Genomic DNA, 14,113 nt, shown 5'->3' with positions numbered 1-14,113 from the left:
GAGCCGAATGTCGTCTTCGGCCCGAATGTCACCGTGGAATCCGGCAGCACCATCCGCGCCTTCTCGCATCTCGAAGGGTGCCATGTCTCACGCGGCGGGGTCGTCGGCCCCTACGCCCGGTTGCGCCCCGGCGCGGAACTGGCCGAAGACGTGCGCATCGGCAATTTCGTCGAGGTGAAGAACGCGCAGATCGCCGAAGGGGCCAAGGTCAACCACCTGAGCTATATCGGCGACGCCACCGTGGGCGCGCGCAGCAACATCGGCGCGGGCACGATCACCTGCAATTATGACGGGGTGATGAAACATCACACCACCATCGGCGCAGGGGCGTTCATCGGGTCGAACACCATGCTCGTGGCCCCGGTGACCATCGGCGAGGGCGCGATGACCGGCTCGGGCTCGGTCATCACCTCGGACGTGGAGCCAGAGGCGCTGGCCCTGTCGCGCGCCCCGCAGGTTGAGAAACCCGGCATGGCGCGCAAAATGTTCGAAATTTTGAAGGCCAAGAAGGCAAAATTGCAAAGAGGCAGCTAATTATGTGTGGAATTGTCGGGGTGCTTGGCACCCATGAAGTCGCGCCGATCTTGGTCGAAGCGCTGAAACGGCTGGAATATCGCGGCTATGACAGCGCGGGCATCGCGACCCTGAACGAAGGCAAGCTTGAGCGCCGTCGCGCCTTGGGCAAGCTGGTAAACCTCTCGGACGCGCTGGTGCATGAGCCGCTGGCGGGTAAGTCGGGCATCGGCCACACCCGCTGGGCCACCCATGGCGCGCCGAGCGTCACCAACGCCCACCCGCATCAGGCGGGACCAGTGGCCGTGGTGCATAACGGGATCATCGAAAACTTTCGTGAGTTGCGGGCCGAACTGGCCGAACATGGCGCGCAATTCGTGACCGAGACCGATACCGAGACCGTCGCCCTCCTGACCCAGCATCACATGGCGCAGGGCGCAGGCCCGGTAGAGGCCGCCAAACAGACGCTTGCCCGGCTCGAAGGCGCTTTCGCGCTGGCTTTCCTTTTTGACGGACACGACGACCTGATGATCGCGGCGCGCAAGGGCTCGCCCTTGGCCATCGGCTATGGCGAGGGTGAAATGTATGTGGGCAGTGACGCCATCGCGCTTGCCCCGCTGACCCACCAGATCGCCTACCTCGAAGAAGGGGATTGTGCAGTCATCACCCGGACCTCGGTCGAGGTCACCGACCGCAACGGGGCGCTCGCCAACCGCGCGATCAAATCCGTGCAGATCGACAATACCCGCATCGACAAGGCGGGGCACAAACACTTCATGGCCAAGGAAATCGCCGAGCAACCCGGCGTGATCGGCGCGGCCATCGGCCATTACCTCACCCCCGAAGGCGAGATCAACATCAGCGCGCAGGATATTGATTTTACGCAGTTTGACCGGATCCTCATGGTCGCTTGCGGCACGGCCTCCTACGCCTGCTTCACCGCGAAATACTGGTTTGAGCAGATCGCCCGCCTGCCGGTCGAGATCGATGTTGCCTCGGAATTCCGCTACCGTGAACCGCCGATCCCGCCCCGGACGCTCGCGGTTTTCGTCAGCCAATCGGGTGAGACCGCCGACACGCTCGCCGCTCTGCGCTATTGCGAGGGCAAAGCCGCGCGTATCCTGTCGGTCGTCAACGTGCCCGAAAGCTCCATCGCCCGCGAAAGCGATCTGGCGCTGCCGATCCACGCCGGTGTCGAAGTCGGCGTCGCCTCGACCAAGGCCTTCACCTGCCAGTTGGTCGTCCTCTTCGCGCTGGTGCTCAAAGCCGCGCGGGACCGCGATGTGATCAGCACAGAGAACTTCGCGGATCACATCTCAGCCCTGCGCGGGCTGCCCGCGACCATCAGCACCGCGCTTGAACAAAACGACGCGATGCAGGAGGCCGCGCTCAAGCTCTCCCATGCCCGCGACGTGCTGTTCCTTGGCCGGGGCCAGATGTACCCCCTCGCCCTTGAAGGCGCGCTGAAACTCAAGGAAATCAGCTACATCCACGCCGAAGCTTATGCATCGGGTGAGCTGAAACACGGCCCCATCGCGCTGGTGGATGAGCATGTGCCGGTGGTCGTCATGGCCCCGCGCGACGCGCTGTTCGACAAGACCGTCAGCAACATGCAAGAGGTCATGGCGCGCAAGGGCAAGGTGATCTTGATCTCCGATGCCAAAGGTCAGGCCGAGGCCAATGACGGGGTCTGGTTCAGCATCGAAATGCCCCCGGTGCCGGATGCGCTGGCGCCGATCCTCTATGCGGTTCCAGCGCAGTTGCTGGCCTACCACACCGCCGTGGCGAAGGGCACGGATGTGGACCAGCCGCGCAATCTGGCGAAATCGGTGACGGTGGAATGACCCCCGAAACCGCTTTGCAGGAGCTCGAAGCGCAGGCCAACCCGGCCCGCGCGGAAGAGATGCGCGCCTATCACAAGGCCGACCGGCGCTATCTCGGCCTGACCAACCCGCAAATCGCAGCGCTTGCGCAAAGCTGGCGAGCGGCACTCGATGTCGAAGGCCGTGTCGCCCTCGCCGATGGGCTTTGGCAGTCCGACATTTTCGAGGCGCGTGTGGCGGCGGCCAAATTGCTGACCCAAGCGCGGCTGCGCCCCGATGATCAGGCCGCTTGGGCGTTGATCGCAAGTTGGACGGCGGATTTCGACAGTTGGGCGATTGCCGATCATGCCAGCATGGCGGCACAGAAACGTCTGGTGGCTGACCCCACCCGCTTGGACGAGGTGGAAGACTGGGTCGCCTCGGATCACCTTTGGACCCGGCGCGCGGCACTTGTCTCCACCCTGCCTTGGACCAAGCAGAACAATCCCAAACCAGAGGAGCTTGAAGCCCGCGACCGTATCCTCGGCTGGGCCGCGACGATGGTGCCGGATCACCGCTGGTTCATCCAGAAAGCCATCGGTTGGTGGCTGCGCGATCTGTCGAAACACGACGCTGACCGCACCAGCGCCTTCATCGCCACCCATGGGGAGGCGATGAAACCTTTCGCGGTGAAAGAAGCCCTGCGCCTGCTGAAAAAGTCAGACGGCGCAGGCTGACCCTTAGCCTTCGGTCGAGACCTCGACCGTGGTAAGGTCGGTCAGCGACGCGCCGATCAAACGCAAGGCAGGCAGCGACATGCGGCTGCCTGCGGTTGCGGGCCCCTCCAGCGGGATCAATGTCACGGCGGCGGATTTGCCCGTTGCGGGGTTGGTCACCCGCCCCGGCTGTTCGGCGTCGATCAGAGGTGTTTTCAACCACAGCCCCGGCTCCGTCGCGCTGCCCAAGCTGACCACGGTCGACCCCAAGGCGGCACCGGCGCTGGCAGGCGCGCGGGTGGCCGCTTCGCGCTCTGCGGCCGTGGTGGTATCCAGCGCCTCGGCGCTGCTGCCCGCGGTGGCGATGGGAGAGGCGGCGGGCGGCGTTGCGCTCGGAGTTGCGACCTCAGCCGTGGCATCGACCGATGCGGGTGCGGGTGCAGGCTCTGACTGGCTGGCATCCATCCCGAGGCGTTCCGTCAGGTTGCTGCAACCGGCGGTGGCGGCGGCGATGAAAAGCGGTAAGATTATACGTGTCATTCGCGCAGCCTATCCGTGCCCTGCCCCCTTATCAATCGCCCAAATGGCGCTTGCCCCGGGTTGGGCGGGGCATTACCTATGAAGCATGACAGCACCCCTCATTGACCCTTTCATGCGCGCGATCACCTATCTGCGCGTCTCCGTCACCGACCGCTGCGATTTTCGCTGCGTCTACTGCATGTCGGAGAACATGACCTTCCTGCCGAAGAAGGAATTGCTGACGCTGGAGGAGCTCGACCGCCTGTGCAGCAATTTCATCGACCTCGGCGTCGAGAAGCTGCGCATCACCGGGGGCGAGCCGCTGGTCCGGCGCGGCATCATGACCTTCTTTGACGGCATGAAACGGCACCTCGACAGTGGCAAGCTGAAAGAGCTGACGCTGACCACCAACGGCAGCCAGTTGGAGCGTTTCGCTGACGATCTCTATGCCGCCGGGGTGCGCCGGGTGAATGTCTCGCTCGACACGCTGGACGAGCAGAAATTCGCGGATATCACCCGCTGGGGCCGCCTGCCGCAGGTGCTGCGCGGGATCGACGCGGCGCAGCGCGCAGGCCTGAAGATTAAGATCAACGCCGTGGCGCTCAAGGGCTTCAACGAGCCGGAACTGCTGCATATGACCGAATGGTGCGCCGAGCGGGGCATAGATCTCACGTGGATCGAAGTCATGCCGATGGGCGACTTGGGCAATGAGGATCGTTTCGGCCAATACTGGTCGCTGCGCGACGTGCGCGCGCGTTACGCCGAGCATTACACCGTCACCGATCTGGCTGAGCGTACGGGGGGCCCTGCGCGCTATGTGCGGCTGGAGGAGACCGGGCAGAAGATCGGCTTCATCACGCCTCTGAGCCACAACTTCTGCGAAAGCTGTAACCGCGTGCGGGTCACCTGCACCGGCGAGATTTTCATGTGTCTGGGCCAAGAGGACGTGGCCGATCTGCGCAAACCTCTGCGCGACCACCCGGACACGGACCTGCCGTTGCAGGAGGCCATTCGCGCGGCCATCGACCGCAAGCCCAAAGGCCATGATTTCGACTATTCGCGGCAGCGTGTCGACGGGCAGATGCCCCGCCACATGAGCCACACGGGCGGCTGAGCCTTTGGCTGTGCCGTTTCTCTACCGGGCATGGGTCGCGGCGAGCCGTATGATCTTGCCCGTGGCCGGGCGGCGCTCCATGGCCAAACTGCGCCGCGCCGAGGTCGCAACAGAACGCGCGCGCGAAAAGCTGGGCCATGCCAGCCAACACCGCCCCGAGGGGCAGTTGATCTGGTTTCACGCAGCCTCGGTTGGGGAGAGCCTGTCGGTTCTGGCGCTGATCGACCGGATGGGGCGCGCTTTGCCGCAGGCGCATTTCCTCATCACCTCCGGCACCGCCACCTCGGCCCGTTTGGTGGGCAGCCGCCTGCCCCCGCGCACGCAGCATCAGTTCGCCCCGCTCGACGCCCCCGGCCCGCTAAAGCGTTTCCTTGACCATTGGCGGCCCGATGCGGCGCTCTTCGTGGAAAGCGAGCTTTGGCCGCAGATGCTGCGACGGACCCATGCACGGGGCACGGCGATGGCGCTGATCAACGCCCGCCTCTCGCAACGCTCTATCGAAAGCTGGCAGAAACGGCCCGCACTGGCGGGGTTCCTCTTTGGCGTGTTTGACCTGATCCTGACACAGAATGACGCGATGGCCCGGGCCATGGCCACGATCAACGCCCCGGCTGACCGGGTCACGCCGGGGATCAACCTCAAGTCCATGGCGGGCCCCTTGCCACAGGATGAGGAGACCATCGCCGAGGCGCGGGAGGCCTTGGAGGGCCGCCCTGTCTGGATCGCCTCCTCAACCCACCCGGGCGAGGAGAAAGCGGTCTTGGAGGCGCATCGCCAACTGCTGGAGCGCATCCCCGAGCTGTGCTTGATCCTTGCCCCCCGCCACCCCGAGCGGGGTGACGAGGTCGCCGGTCTCATCGCCAGCTACGGTCTGACGCATGGGCGTCGAACACGGGGCGACATGCCGCGCGAACAGGTCTATCTGGCCGACACTCTGGGCGAGTTGGGCACATGGTACGCGCTATCCGACATCGTCTTTCTGGGCGGGTCGCTGCAACCGATTGGGGGGCACAACCCCTATGAGGTCGCGCAGGCCGGGGCGATGGTGCTCTCGGGCACCCATGTCGCCAATTTTGCCGAGACCTATGCCGAGATGGAAGCCGAGGGCGCCGCGCGGCTGGTGGCGGGCACGCAGGATTTGGCGGACCGTGTGGGGGCTCTGCTGCGCAACGATATTGCCCGTGCAAGTGGTGTAGCCGCGGCCAAGGCCTATGCCGCCGGGCAGACCGACAAGCTCGACAGTATTGCCGAGCGTCTGATCACGGCCCTGCACCTGCGAGAGGACAGCGATGCCTGAGCTTTTCGTCACCAACTACAACCGTAATTTCACCGGGGTGTCGGCCACGGCGGCCAATGTGGTCCGGCAACAGGTCGACCGGCATGACTTGGCGCTGGTGGGCCAGCCCCTGCCCGGCTGCCCGGTGCCACTGACCCGCGTCGCGGCGGGGCGGATCACCCGCAAACATCCCCCCCAAGACCGCCCTTTCGCCATCTGGCATGTGCGCCGCAACACCGAAATGCGCAGCGCGCTTTGGCTGCGCGATGTGCGTGGGGCAAATATCCGGATCGTCTTTACCTCTGCCGCGCAGCGCCTGCATTCGGCCTATCCGCGTTGGCTGATCCGGCAAATGGACGCGGTGATCGCCACGACCGAACGCGCGGCGGAGTTTGTGCCCCATGTCCGCGCCGTGGTGCCGCATGGGGTAGACACCGATGTCTTCTCCCCCGCCACCAACCGGGCGAACGCTTGGGAGCAGTTGGGCTTTGGCGGCACCCATGGCATCGCCACCGTGGGGCGCATCCGGCCCGAGAAAGGCACCGACCTTTTCGTCGAGGCCATGCTGCGCCTGCTGCCCCAACGCCCCGGCGCGGTGGCGCTTGTGATTGGCCGGGCGGGCGGCAAGTATGAGGCCTTTCTGACAAAGCTCAAGACACAGGTCGAGGCCGCGGGCCTTGCGGACCGCCTCCTTTTCGTGGGCGAATACCCTGCTGCCGACCTGCCGAAACTGATGCGCGCGCTGTCGTTGGTGGTGCAACTGCCGCGTTACGAAGGCTATGGCATGGTCCCGCTCGAAGCGCTCGCCTCGGGCGTGCCTTTCGTGGGCAGCGATGCGGGCTATTACGGCGCCTTCTCGAACGGGGGGCGCGTGGGCAAGGTCGTACCACTGGGGGCGGCGGAGGCGGCGGCCCAATCCGCCCTGTCCCTGCTTGAGCGCGATGACCAAGCCGCCCTGTCAGAGGCCGCGCGCCACTGGGCCGAACACCGTTTCAGCGCGCGGGCCGAGGCCGATGGGATCGAGGCCGTCTACGGCGCGCTTTGGGAGCGCAGCTAGCCCCCAAAGCAGAGCGCGCCCCCCCAAGGGAGGCGCGCTCTAGTCATTACTGAAGGTAGGATCAGGCCGCAGGCATCCGTTGCTCGACGATGCTTGCCCACCAGCTACACCCCGCCGGGATGGCTTCGTCGTTGAAGTTATACTCCGGGTGGTGCACCGCCGCCGTGTCACCGTTGCCAACGAGGATATAGGCGCCCGGACGCTCTTCGAGCATGAAGGCAAAGTCTTCACCCCCCATGACCAGCGGCGCTTCTTCACATTGGCCTGAGATCGAGCGTGCGACATCGGCTGCAAACTCGGTCTGCTCCTCGTGGTTGACCATGACCGGGTAGCCGCGATGGTAGGTCACATCAGCCGTGCCGCCGAAGGTTCCCGCGATGCCGCTGCAGATCTCGTTGATCCGCTTCTCAGCCAGCTGGCGCATTTCGGCGGACATGGTGCGCACGGTGCCTTTAATCTGCACCTTCTGTGGGATCACGTTGAAGGCTTTCGAAGAAGTCTCGAAAGCGGTGACCGACACCACGATCTGCTCCACCGGGTCGGCGTTGCGCGAAGTGATGGTTTGCAGCGCGAGCACGGCTTGGGCCGACATCACGGTGGTGTCGACGGTCTCATGCGGTTTCGCGGCATGGCCACCACGGCCTTCGAAAGTGATGTCGAACTGGTCGGTCGCGGCAAAGAACGATCCCGCGCGGATGCCGAAGGATCCCGTGGGCATGCCCGGCCAGTTGTGCATGCCGTAGACCTCTTGGATACCCCAGCGGTCCATCATGCCGTCTTCGCACATCTCGCGACCGCCGCCGCCGCCCTCCTCGGCGGGCTGGAAGATCACCACGACAGTGCCGTCGAAGTTCCGGGTCTCGGCGAGGTATTGTGCAGCACCCAAGAGCATGGCGGTGTGGCCGTCATGGCCGCAGGCATGCATCGCGCCATCGGTCTTGGAGGCATAGTCCAGCCCGGTCTGTTCGTGGATCGGCAGCGCGTCCATGTCGGCGCGCAACCCGATGACCTTGCCCGAGCCCGTCTCCTTACCCTTGATCACGCCGACGACACCGGTGCGGCCAATGCCCTCAACCACCTCGTCGCAGCCGAAGCTGCGCAGTTTTTCGGCCACGGTGGCCGAGGTGCGGTGGGTCTCGAACAGGATCTCGGGATTTTCATGCAGGTCGCGGCGCCATGCGGTAATGTCGTCATGCAGCTCGGCAAATCGGTTCTTAACGGGCATTTAGGAAGTATCCTCCGGAGTTGGGTTGGGCGCTGTTTTCATGCAGTCGCATTTATCTGCCCCATGCTTACGCCCTTGCCAGCCGGTCCTCAACCACCTGCGCGAACCATGAGCAGCCCGCCGGGATCGCGGCATCGTCAAAGTCATATTCCGGGTGATGGACCGTCGCCCCTTCGCCGTTGCCGATCATAATATAGGCACCCGGTCGCGCATTGAGCATATAGGAAAAATCCTCTCCGGCCATGATCGGCGGGGTGTCCCGGTCGGTGCCGGGAGTGACCTTGTCGGCGGCCTCTGCGGCAAAGCGGGTTTGATCGGCGTGGTTGCGGGTGACCGGGTAACCGCGCTGGTAGTCGATCTCGGCCCGGCATTGATGTGCCTCCGCCGTCAGGCGTGTGAGGTCGTGCAGCCGACGCTCGGCCAAATCCTGAACCTCCGGATCCAGCGTGCGCACCGTGCCGCGCAACAGCACCTTATGCGGCAATACATTGTGGCTGTCGGTGTCGCTGCGCAGGGTGCAGACCGAAACGACGACCTGTTTCAGCGGATCGGTGTTGCGGCTGGCGATGGATTGCAGCGCGATCATCACATGCGCGGCGGCGAGGTTCGTGTCCACCGCCTCATGCGGGGCCGCGGCATGGCCGCCTTGGCCCGTCAGCGTGATGGCAAACTCGTCCGCCGCGGCCAAGAGCGCGCCCTCGCGGATCGCGAATTGCCCCGTGGGGTGGCCGGGCATGTTGTGCATGCCGTAGACCTCATCGATGCCCCAGCGGTCCATCAGCCCTTCCTGCACCATGACATTGCCGCCACCGCCGCCCTCCTCGGCGGGCTGGAAGATCAGCACCACGCGCCCGTCGAAATTGCGCGTCTCCGCGAGGTATTGCGCCGCCCCAAGCAGCATCGCCGTATGACCGTCATGGCCGCAGGCATGCATCTTGCCGGGGTGTTTCGAGGCGTGCGGCAATCCCGTCGCTTCGGTGATCGGCAGCGCGTCCATGTCCGCCCGCAGCCCGATGGTGCGGCCCGAGGTGTTGCTTTGCCCCTCGATCACCGCGACCACGCCGGTCTGGGCGATGCCAGTGGTGATGTCGGTGATGCCGAAGCTGCGCAGCTTCTCCTCGACGAAGCGCGAAGTCTCGGGCAGGTCGAACATGAGCTCCGGGTGTTGGTGAAGGTGACGGCGCCAGGCGGTGATCTCGGCATGGGTCTCGGCAAAGCGGTTCTTGATCGGCATGGAATGTCCTTTTCGAAATATGCTCAGAGCGTCGGGCCAAGGCGGATGGCACTGCCATCGCTGAAACGGTCGGCGCGGAATCTGCGCAGATCATGGCCCGGCGCGTCGCCCATGACCAGAGCCGCCAGCACCCGCCCCATGGCCGGCCCGATGCCAAAGCCGTGGCCCGACATGCCGGTGCCGATCACAAGGCCCGGGATCTGCGCGCAAGCATCCACCACCGGCACGATATCGGGCATCGTGTCGATCATGCCGGCCCATGAGGCGCGGGCGGTGATGGGCGGCAGATCGGGATAGAGCGCGGCAAAACGTTTGCGCGCCCGGCGCTGGGCGCGGTGGTCCGGCATGGGGTCGAGGATGCGCATCGCCTCGAAGGGGCTGTGCGCGTCAGCCGCCCAGTTCCGGGGCGTGCGCCACGCATCGGGAAAGCCGCGCGGGGCCGCGGCGCGCAGACGCTGACCGAAGGGGCTTTGGCGCAGTTGCGGCAGGTAGTGCCGCAGCGCGCGGAAGGCATCGGGGCCGACATAGAGATCGGGACGCCCGCCGGGCGCCAGCGTATAGCCGCCATCGGCGCGGCGGCGGAAGGCAAGACCCGCCTCGGCGGCGGCCCCGGCGTGGACCTCGGGCAGAACATTGGTGGCCAGCACGCTCTCGCGCACCGAAAGCTGCGGCAGGCTGACACCATGGGCACGCAGGAACAGCGCCGACCACGCCCCGCCCGCCAGCACGACCGAGGAACAGCGGATCGCGCCCGCCTCGCTCACCACGCCCGCCACGCGACCAGCGGCGAGGTCAAGGCGCCGCACCGCGCAATTCTCGATGATCTTCACGCCCTCGCTCGCTGCCAATGCCGCCAAGGCGGGCACGGCGACCCAAGGCTCTGCGCGCATGTCGGAGGGGGTAATGAGCGCCCCGGCATAGGTCCCGGCCAGCCCCGGGAAAGCCTTGGCAACTTCGCCCGCGTCCATCAACCGGCTGTCGACGCCGTGGGTCTTGGCATGGGGCAGCCAGTCGGCATAGCCCTGCATCTTGGCTTCGGTCCCCGCCAGATAGGTGACGCCGGTCTGCTGCAGGCCGATGTCGCGGTCGAGTTCTGGCGCAAGCTCACGCCAAAGCCGCGCGGCCTCGACCATGATCGGCAATTCGTCTGAGTCGCGCCCTTGTTGGCGGATCCAGCCCCAGTTGCGGCTGGATTGTTCCGCGGCGATGCGGCCCTTTTCCAAGAGCGTGACCTGTTTGCCTGCGCGGGCCAGAAACAAGGCGGTACAAACGCCGATCACCCCACCGCCGATGACGACGACCTCGCTCTCGCGCGGCGGGGTGCGCGGGTAGCTGGCGGGGGTGGCAAGGGTGATAGGAAAGGCGGACATGCGGACCCCGGTGGCTGACGCCGCGCGGCTGCACCGGGCGGCCGTGAAAAGGACTGGCCCCGCGCGGGGCCAGCCACAGGTCTGTCAGGGATGGCTCAGCCCTGCAAGCGGGTCAGCAGACGGCGCATGAAGTCGTGGCCGGCCTCGAATTGCGCCACCTCGATAAACTCGTTGGGCTGATGCGCCTGCGCGATATCGCCCGGGCCGCAGATCACGGCGGAATAGCCCGCCTCCTGAAACTGCCCGGCCTCGGTGCCGTAGCTGACCTTGTGGCTGGCGTTGTCGCCGGTGATCTGGCGCACGATCTGCTCGGCCTCGCCGTCCTTCTCGGGCTGCAGGGCGGGCACGTCGAAGCGCGTCGAGGTCTCGATATAGGTCTCGGGCACCACGTCCTGCATCTGCTTTTCGACCTCGCGCACCTTCTTGAGGTAGGCGGTGCCCCATTTGTCCTTGTCCTCGCCGGGGACGACGCGGAAATCCATCGCGAACTTACAGTCCTTAGCGGTGATGTTGTGGGCCGTGCCGCCCTCGATCACGCCGACATGGGCGGTGGTGAAGGGCGGATCGAACATCGCCGCCGTCTCGGTCGGCTTGGCGGCCATGTTGTCGCTGTTCACGTCATTGGCCCATTCGATAAGCTTCGCGCCCGCCATGATCGCGTTGACCCCGGTGTGCAGCAGCGAGGAATGCACCTCGAAGCCCACCAGATGGGTGTTGAAGCCGATGCCGCCCTTGTGGCCGGTCACCGCCTGCATGGTCGAAGGCTCGCCCACGATCACCGCCGAGCCCTTGGGCACCACGCCCTGCATCGCCTGGATCATCGGCGGGGCACCGGTGCAGCCGATCTCCTCATCGAAGCTGAGCGCGATCTGCAGCGGGCGATTGACTTCTGCATAATGCGCCTCGACCAGCGCCCAGATCGCCAGCGCATCAAAGCCCTTCATGTCGCAGGTGCCGCGCCCGTAGTAGCGGCCGTCCTTCTCAGTCACGGTGAAAGGGTCGGTGTCCCAGGCCTGCCCGTCGACCGGCACCACATCCGTGTGCCCCGAAAGGACCACGGCCCCCTCCTCCCACGGGCCGGCATGGGCAAAAAGCGCATGTTTCGGCTGGTCGGGATCGATGTAGCGGTGGCTCTCGATCCCGTGCGAGGCGAGGTAGTCAGCCACCCAGTCGATCAGCGGGATATTCGTGTCGCGCGACACGGTGGGAAAGCTGATGAGTTTGGTCATCAACTCGAGCGGGGTCAGGCGTTCGGTCATGGGTCTTCTTTCAATAGCCGCTGTCGGTGGTCAGCACATGGTGCCCCGGCTCCACCTCGCGGTAGACCGAAGGCTCGGGCCGGTAACTGACCGGATGGATTGGCGAGGGGATCGGCTTGAAGTTCAGGTCCTTCTCGGACTTGCGGCGGCGCGGATCGGCGATCGGCACGGCCTTCATCAGCGCCTGCGTATAGGGGTGCTGCGGGTTCTCGAAGACCCGCTGGCGCGAGCCCATCTCAACGATGCGGCCCAGATACATGACGCCGACATAGTGGCTCACGCGTTCGACCACGGCCATGTCGTGGCTGATGAACAAAAACGACAGTTCCATCTCGGCCTGAAGCTCCATCATCAGGTTCAAGACCTGCGCCTGCACCGACACGTCCAGCGCCGAGACCGCTTCGTCCGCGATGATGAGCTTGGGGTTCAGCGCAAGCGCACGGGCGATGGCGACGCGCTGGCGCTGGCCGCCCGAAAGCTCATGCGGGAAGCGGCGCATGAAGCTGCGCGGCAGTTCCACGCGGTCGAAAAGCATCTCGATCCGCTTGTTGATCTCACCGCCCTTGAGCGTGCCGAAGTTGTGGATAGGCTCGGCCACCTGATCGGCCAACTGCATCTGCGGGTTGAGCGAGGCGAAGGGGTCTTGGAAGATCATTTGCATGTCGAGCCGCGCGGTGCGCAGCGCCGATTGGTCCAGCGACATGATGTCGACGCCGTCGAGGTTCACCTCCCCCGACATCGGCTCTACCAACCGCAGGATCGAGCGTCCGGCGGTGGATTTGCCGCAGCCCGATTCGCCGACGAGGCTGAGCGTCTGGCCCTTGTTGAGCGAGAACGACAGGTCCTCGACCGCATGCACATTGGCGACGGTGCGACGCAGGAAACCGCCCTGCACCGGGAAGCGCGTGGTCAGGTTCTTGACCGACAGAAGCGTCTCTTCGCGGCCCTTGATCGGCACGATCTCCTTGTCGGGCGTGCCCAGCAGTTTCATCGGCTCGGGGTATGGCTTGCCCGTCATCTCGCCGAGCTTCGGCACCGCGGCGAGAAGCGCCTTGGTATAGGGGTGCTGCGGGTTCTCGAAGATCTCCTCGACGGTGCCTTCCTCGACCTTCTTGCCGCGGAACATCACGACCACGCGGTCGGCCATCTGCGCCACCACGGCCATGTCGTGGGTAATGAACATCACCGCCGTCCCGGTCTCGCGCTTAAGCCGATCCATCAGGGCGAGGATCTCGGCCTGAATGGTCACGTCGAGCGCGGTGGTGGGCTCATCGGCGATCAAGAGGCGCGGCTCACAGGCCAGCGCCATGGCGATCACCACACGCTGGCGCATGCCGCCCGAAAGTTCGTGGGGGTACTGCTTGAGACGCCGCTCCGGCTCGGGGATGCGGACCTGTTTCATTAGTTCCAGCGCGCGGGCCTCGGCCTCTTTGCGGGTCATGTTCAGATGCAGGCGCAGACCTTCGGTCATCTGCTTGCCGATGGTGAACACGGGGTTCAGTGCGGTCATCGGCTCTTGGAAGATCATGCCGATCTCATTGCCGCGAATCTTGCGCATCAGATTGCCGCCGCTGGCCGCAAGATCAACCTGGCCTTCTTCACCGCGCTCAAAAAGCAGGCGACCGCCTGCAATTTCACCGCCGCCATACTCAACCAGTCGCATCAGCGACAGGGAAGACACCGATTTGCCCGATCCTGATTCTCCGACCACGCAAACCGTCTCACCGGGATTGATGTCGAAACTGACATCCTCGACACCGACCACGGGGCCATCTTTGGTTTGAAATTCGACGCGCAGGCCCTGAATTTGGGCGATTGGCGCCCCATTGGTGTGATCCAGCATCTGTTTCCCTGTTGTTTTTATTGGCGCAGATTTTGCCCGACGCTACGGCGAATGTCACGAGACTGTCAAACCTGACGCGCAGAGTTCGGGCTTTGTCATAATTGCGCCACGTCCGCCCTTGCAATTTCCGGCAAACCTGTTTCGATATAGCCCATGCGGTTTGGAAAGAGCGCTTCGATCACAGG

Annotated in this window: 11 protein-coding genes and 1 pseudogene; 6 read left to right on the top strand and 6 right to left on the bottom strand. The window is 64.9% G+C overall.

Annotation, left to right across the window (positions count from 1 at the left end; translation table 11 throughout):
* From glmU to ACGYLA_RS13585, 3 genes and pseudogenes are all read left to right on the top strand, one after another.
* A pseudogene (gene glmU / locus ACGYLA_RS13595) lies at positions 1–534 on the top strand (bifunctional UDP-N-acetylglucosamine diphosphorylase/glucosamine-1-phosphate N-acetyltransferase GlmU); the annotation flags it as partial.
* A gap of 2 nt (positions 535–536) precedes the next feature.
* Positions 537–2,357, top strand: a complete 1,821-nt coding sequence (glmS, locus tag ACGYLA_RS13590) for a glutamine--fructose-6-phosphate transaminase (isomerizing) (protein WP_394433152.1) — start codon at positions 537–539, stop codon at positions 2,355–2,357.
* On the top strand, positions 2,354–3,052 hold the full coding sequence (locus ACGYLA_RS13585) for a DNA alkylation repair protein (RefSeq protein WP_394433150.1): 699 nt from the start codon (positions 2,354–2,356) through the stop codon (positions 3,050–3,052). The genes glmS and ACGYLA_RS13585 overlap by 4 nt, the downstream gene beginning before the upstream one ends.
* 3 nt (positions 3,053–3,055) lie before the next feature.
* On the opposite strand, the gene ACGYLA_RS13580 is transcribed toward ACGYLA_RS13585, so the two are convergent.
* Positions 3,056–3,571 carry a hypothetical protein gene (locus ACGYLA_RS13580; protein WP_394433148.1) on the bottom strand — a complete coding sequence of 172 codons (516 nt, stop codon included), beginning with the start codon at positions 3,569–3,571 and terminating at the stop codon, positions 3,056–3,058.
* Between the two features lie 85 nt (positions 3,572–3,656).
* On the opposite strand from ACGYLA_RS13580, the gene moaA reads away from it, so the two are divergent.
* Genes moaA through ACGYLA_RS13565 form a run of 3 tightly spaced genes read left to right on the top strand, consistent with a single transcriptional unit; the run spans position 3,657 to position 6,997 of the window.
* Positions 3,657–4,664: a GTP 3',8-cyclase MoaA gene (gene moaA, locus ACGYLA_RS13575; RefSeq protein WP_394433146.1), complete on the top strand. Its 1,008-nt coding sequence runs from the start codon at positions 3,657–3,659 to the stop codon at positions 4,662–4,664.
* Between the two features lie 4 nt (positions 4,665–4,668).
* Positions 4,669–5,961: a 3-deoxy-D-manno-octulosonic acid transferase gene (locus tag ACGYLA_RS13570; protein WP_394433144.1), complete on the top strand. Its 1,293-nt coding sequence runs from the start codon at positions 4,669–4,671 to the stop codon at positions 5,959–5,961.
* Positions 5,954–6,997, top strand: coding sequence for a glycosyltransferase family 4 protein (locus tag ACGYLA_RS13565; protein ID WP_394433142.1), 1,044 nt, complete (start codon positions 5,954–5,956; stop codon positions 6,995–6,997). Before ACGYLA_RS13570 ends, ACGYLA_RS13565 begins: the two co-directional genes overlap by 8 nt.
* A 61-nt stretch (positions 6,998–7,058) precedes the next feature.
* Here ACGYLA_RS13565 and ACGYLA_RS13560 read toward each other — a convergent pair whose 3' ends face one another.
* From ACGYLA_RS13560 to ACGYLA_RS13540, 5 genes are all read right to left on the bottom strand, one after another.
* Positions 7,059–8,222: a M20 aminoacylase family protein gene (locus tag ACGYLA_RS13560; protein WP_394433140.1), complete on the bottom strand. Its 1,164-nt coding sequence runs from the start codon at positions 8,220–8,222 to the stop codon at positions 7,059–7,061.
* 67 nt (positions 8,223–8,289) lie between these two features.
* The gene (locus tag ACGYLA_RS13555; protein ID WP_394433138.1) at positions 8,290–9,456 is read right to left on the bottom strand and encodes a M20 aminoacylase family protein; all 1,167 of its coding nucleotides are present in this window, start codon (positions 9,454–9,456) and stop codon (positions 8,290–8,292) included.
* A 23-nt stretch (positions 9,457–9,479) separates the two neighbouring features.
* Positions 9,480–10,826 (bottom strand): NAD(P)/FAD-dependent oxidoreductase, encoded by a 1,347-nt coding sequence (locus ACGYLA_RS13550; RefSeq protein WP_394433136.1) that lies wholly within the window; start codon positions 10,824–10,826, stop codon positions 9,480–9,482.
* Between the two features lie 95 nt (positions 10,827–10,921).
* The gene (gene argE, locus ACGYLA_RS13545) at positions 10,922–12,085 is read right to left on the bottom strand and encodes an acetylornithine deacetylase (protein WP_394433134.1); all 1,164 of its coding nucleotides are present in this window, start codon (positions 12,083–12,085) and stop codon (positions 10,922–10,924) included.
* 10 nt (positions 12,086–12,095) lie between these two features.
* Complete coding sequence (locus ACGYLA_RS13540) at positions 12,096–13,928, bottom strand: ABC transporter ATP-binding protein (RefSeq protein WP_168612028.1); 1,833 nt, start codon at positions 13,926–13,928, stop codon at positions 12,096–12,098.
* Between the last annotated feature and the right edge of the window lie 185 nt (positions 13,929–14,113).

It is taken from the genome of Sulfitobacter sp. 1A13679 (assembly GCF_043557115.1).
Classification (GTDB): Bacteria; Pseudomonadota; Alphaproteobacteria; order Rhodobacterales; family Rhodobacteraceae; genus Sulfitobacter; species Sulfitobacter faviae.
This window is presented reverse-complemented; position numbering and strand designations above follow the sequence as displayed.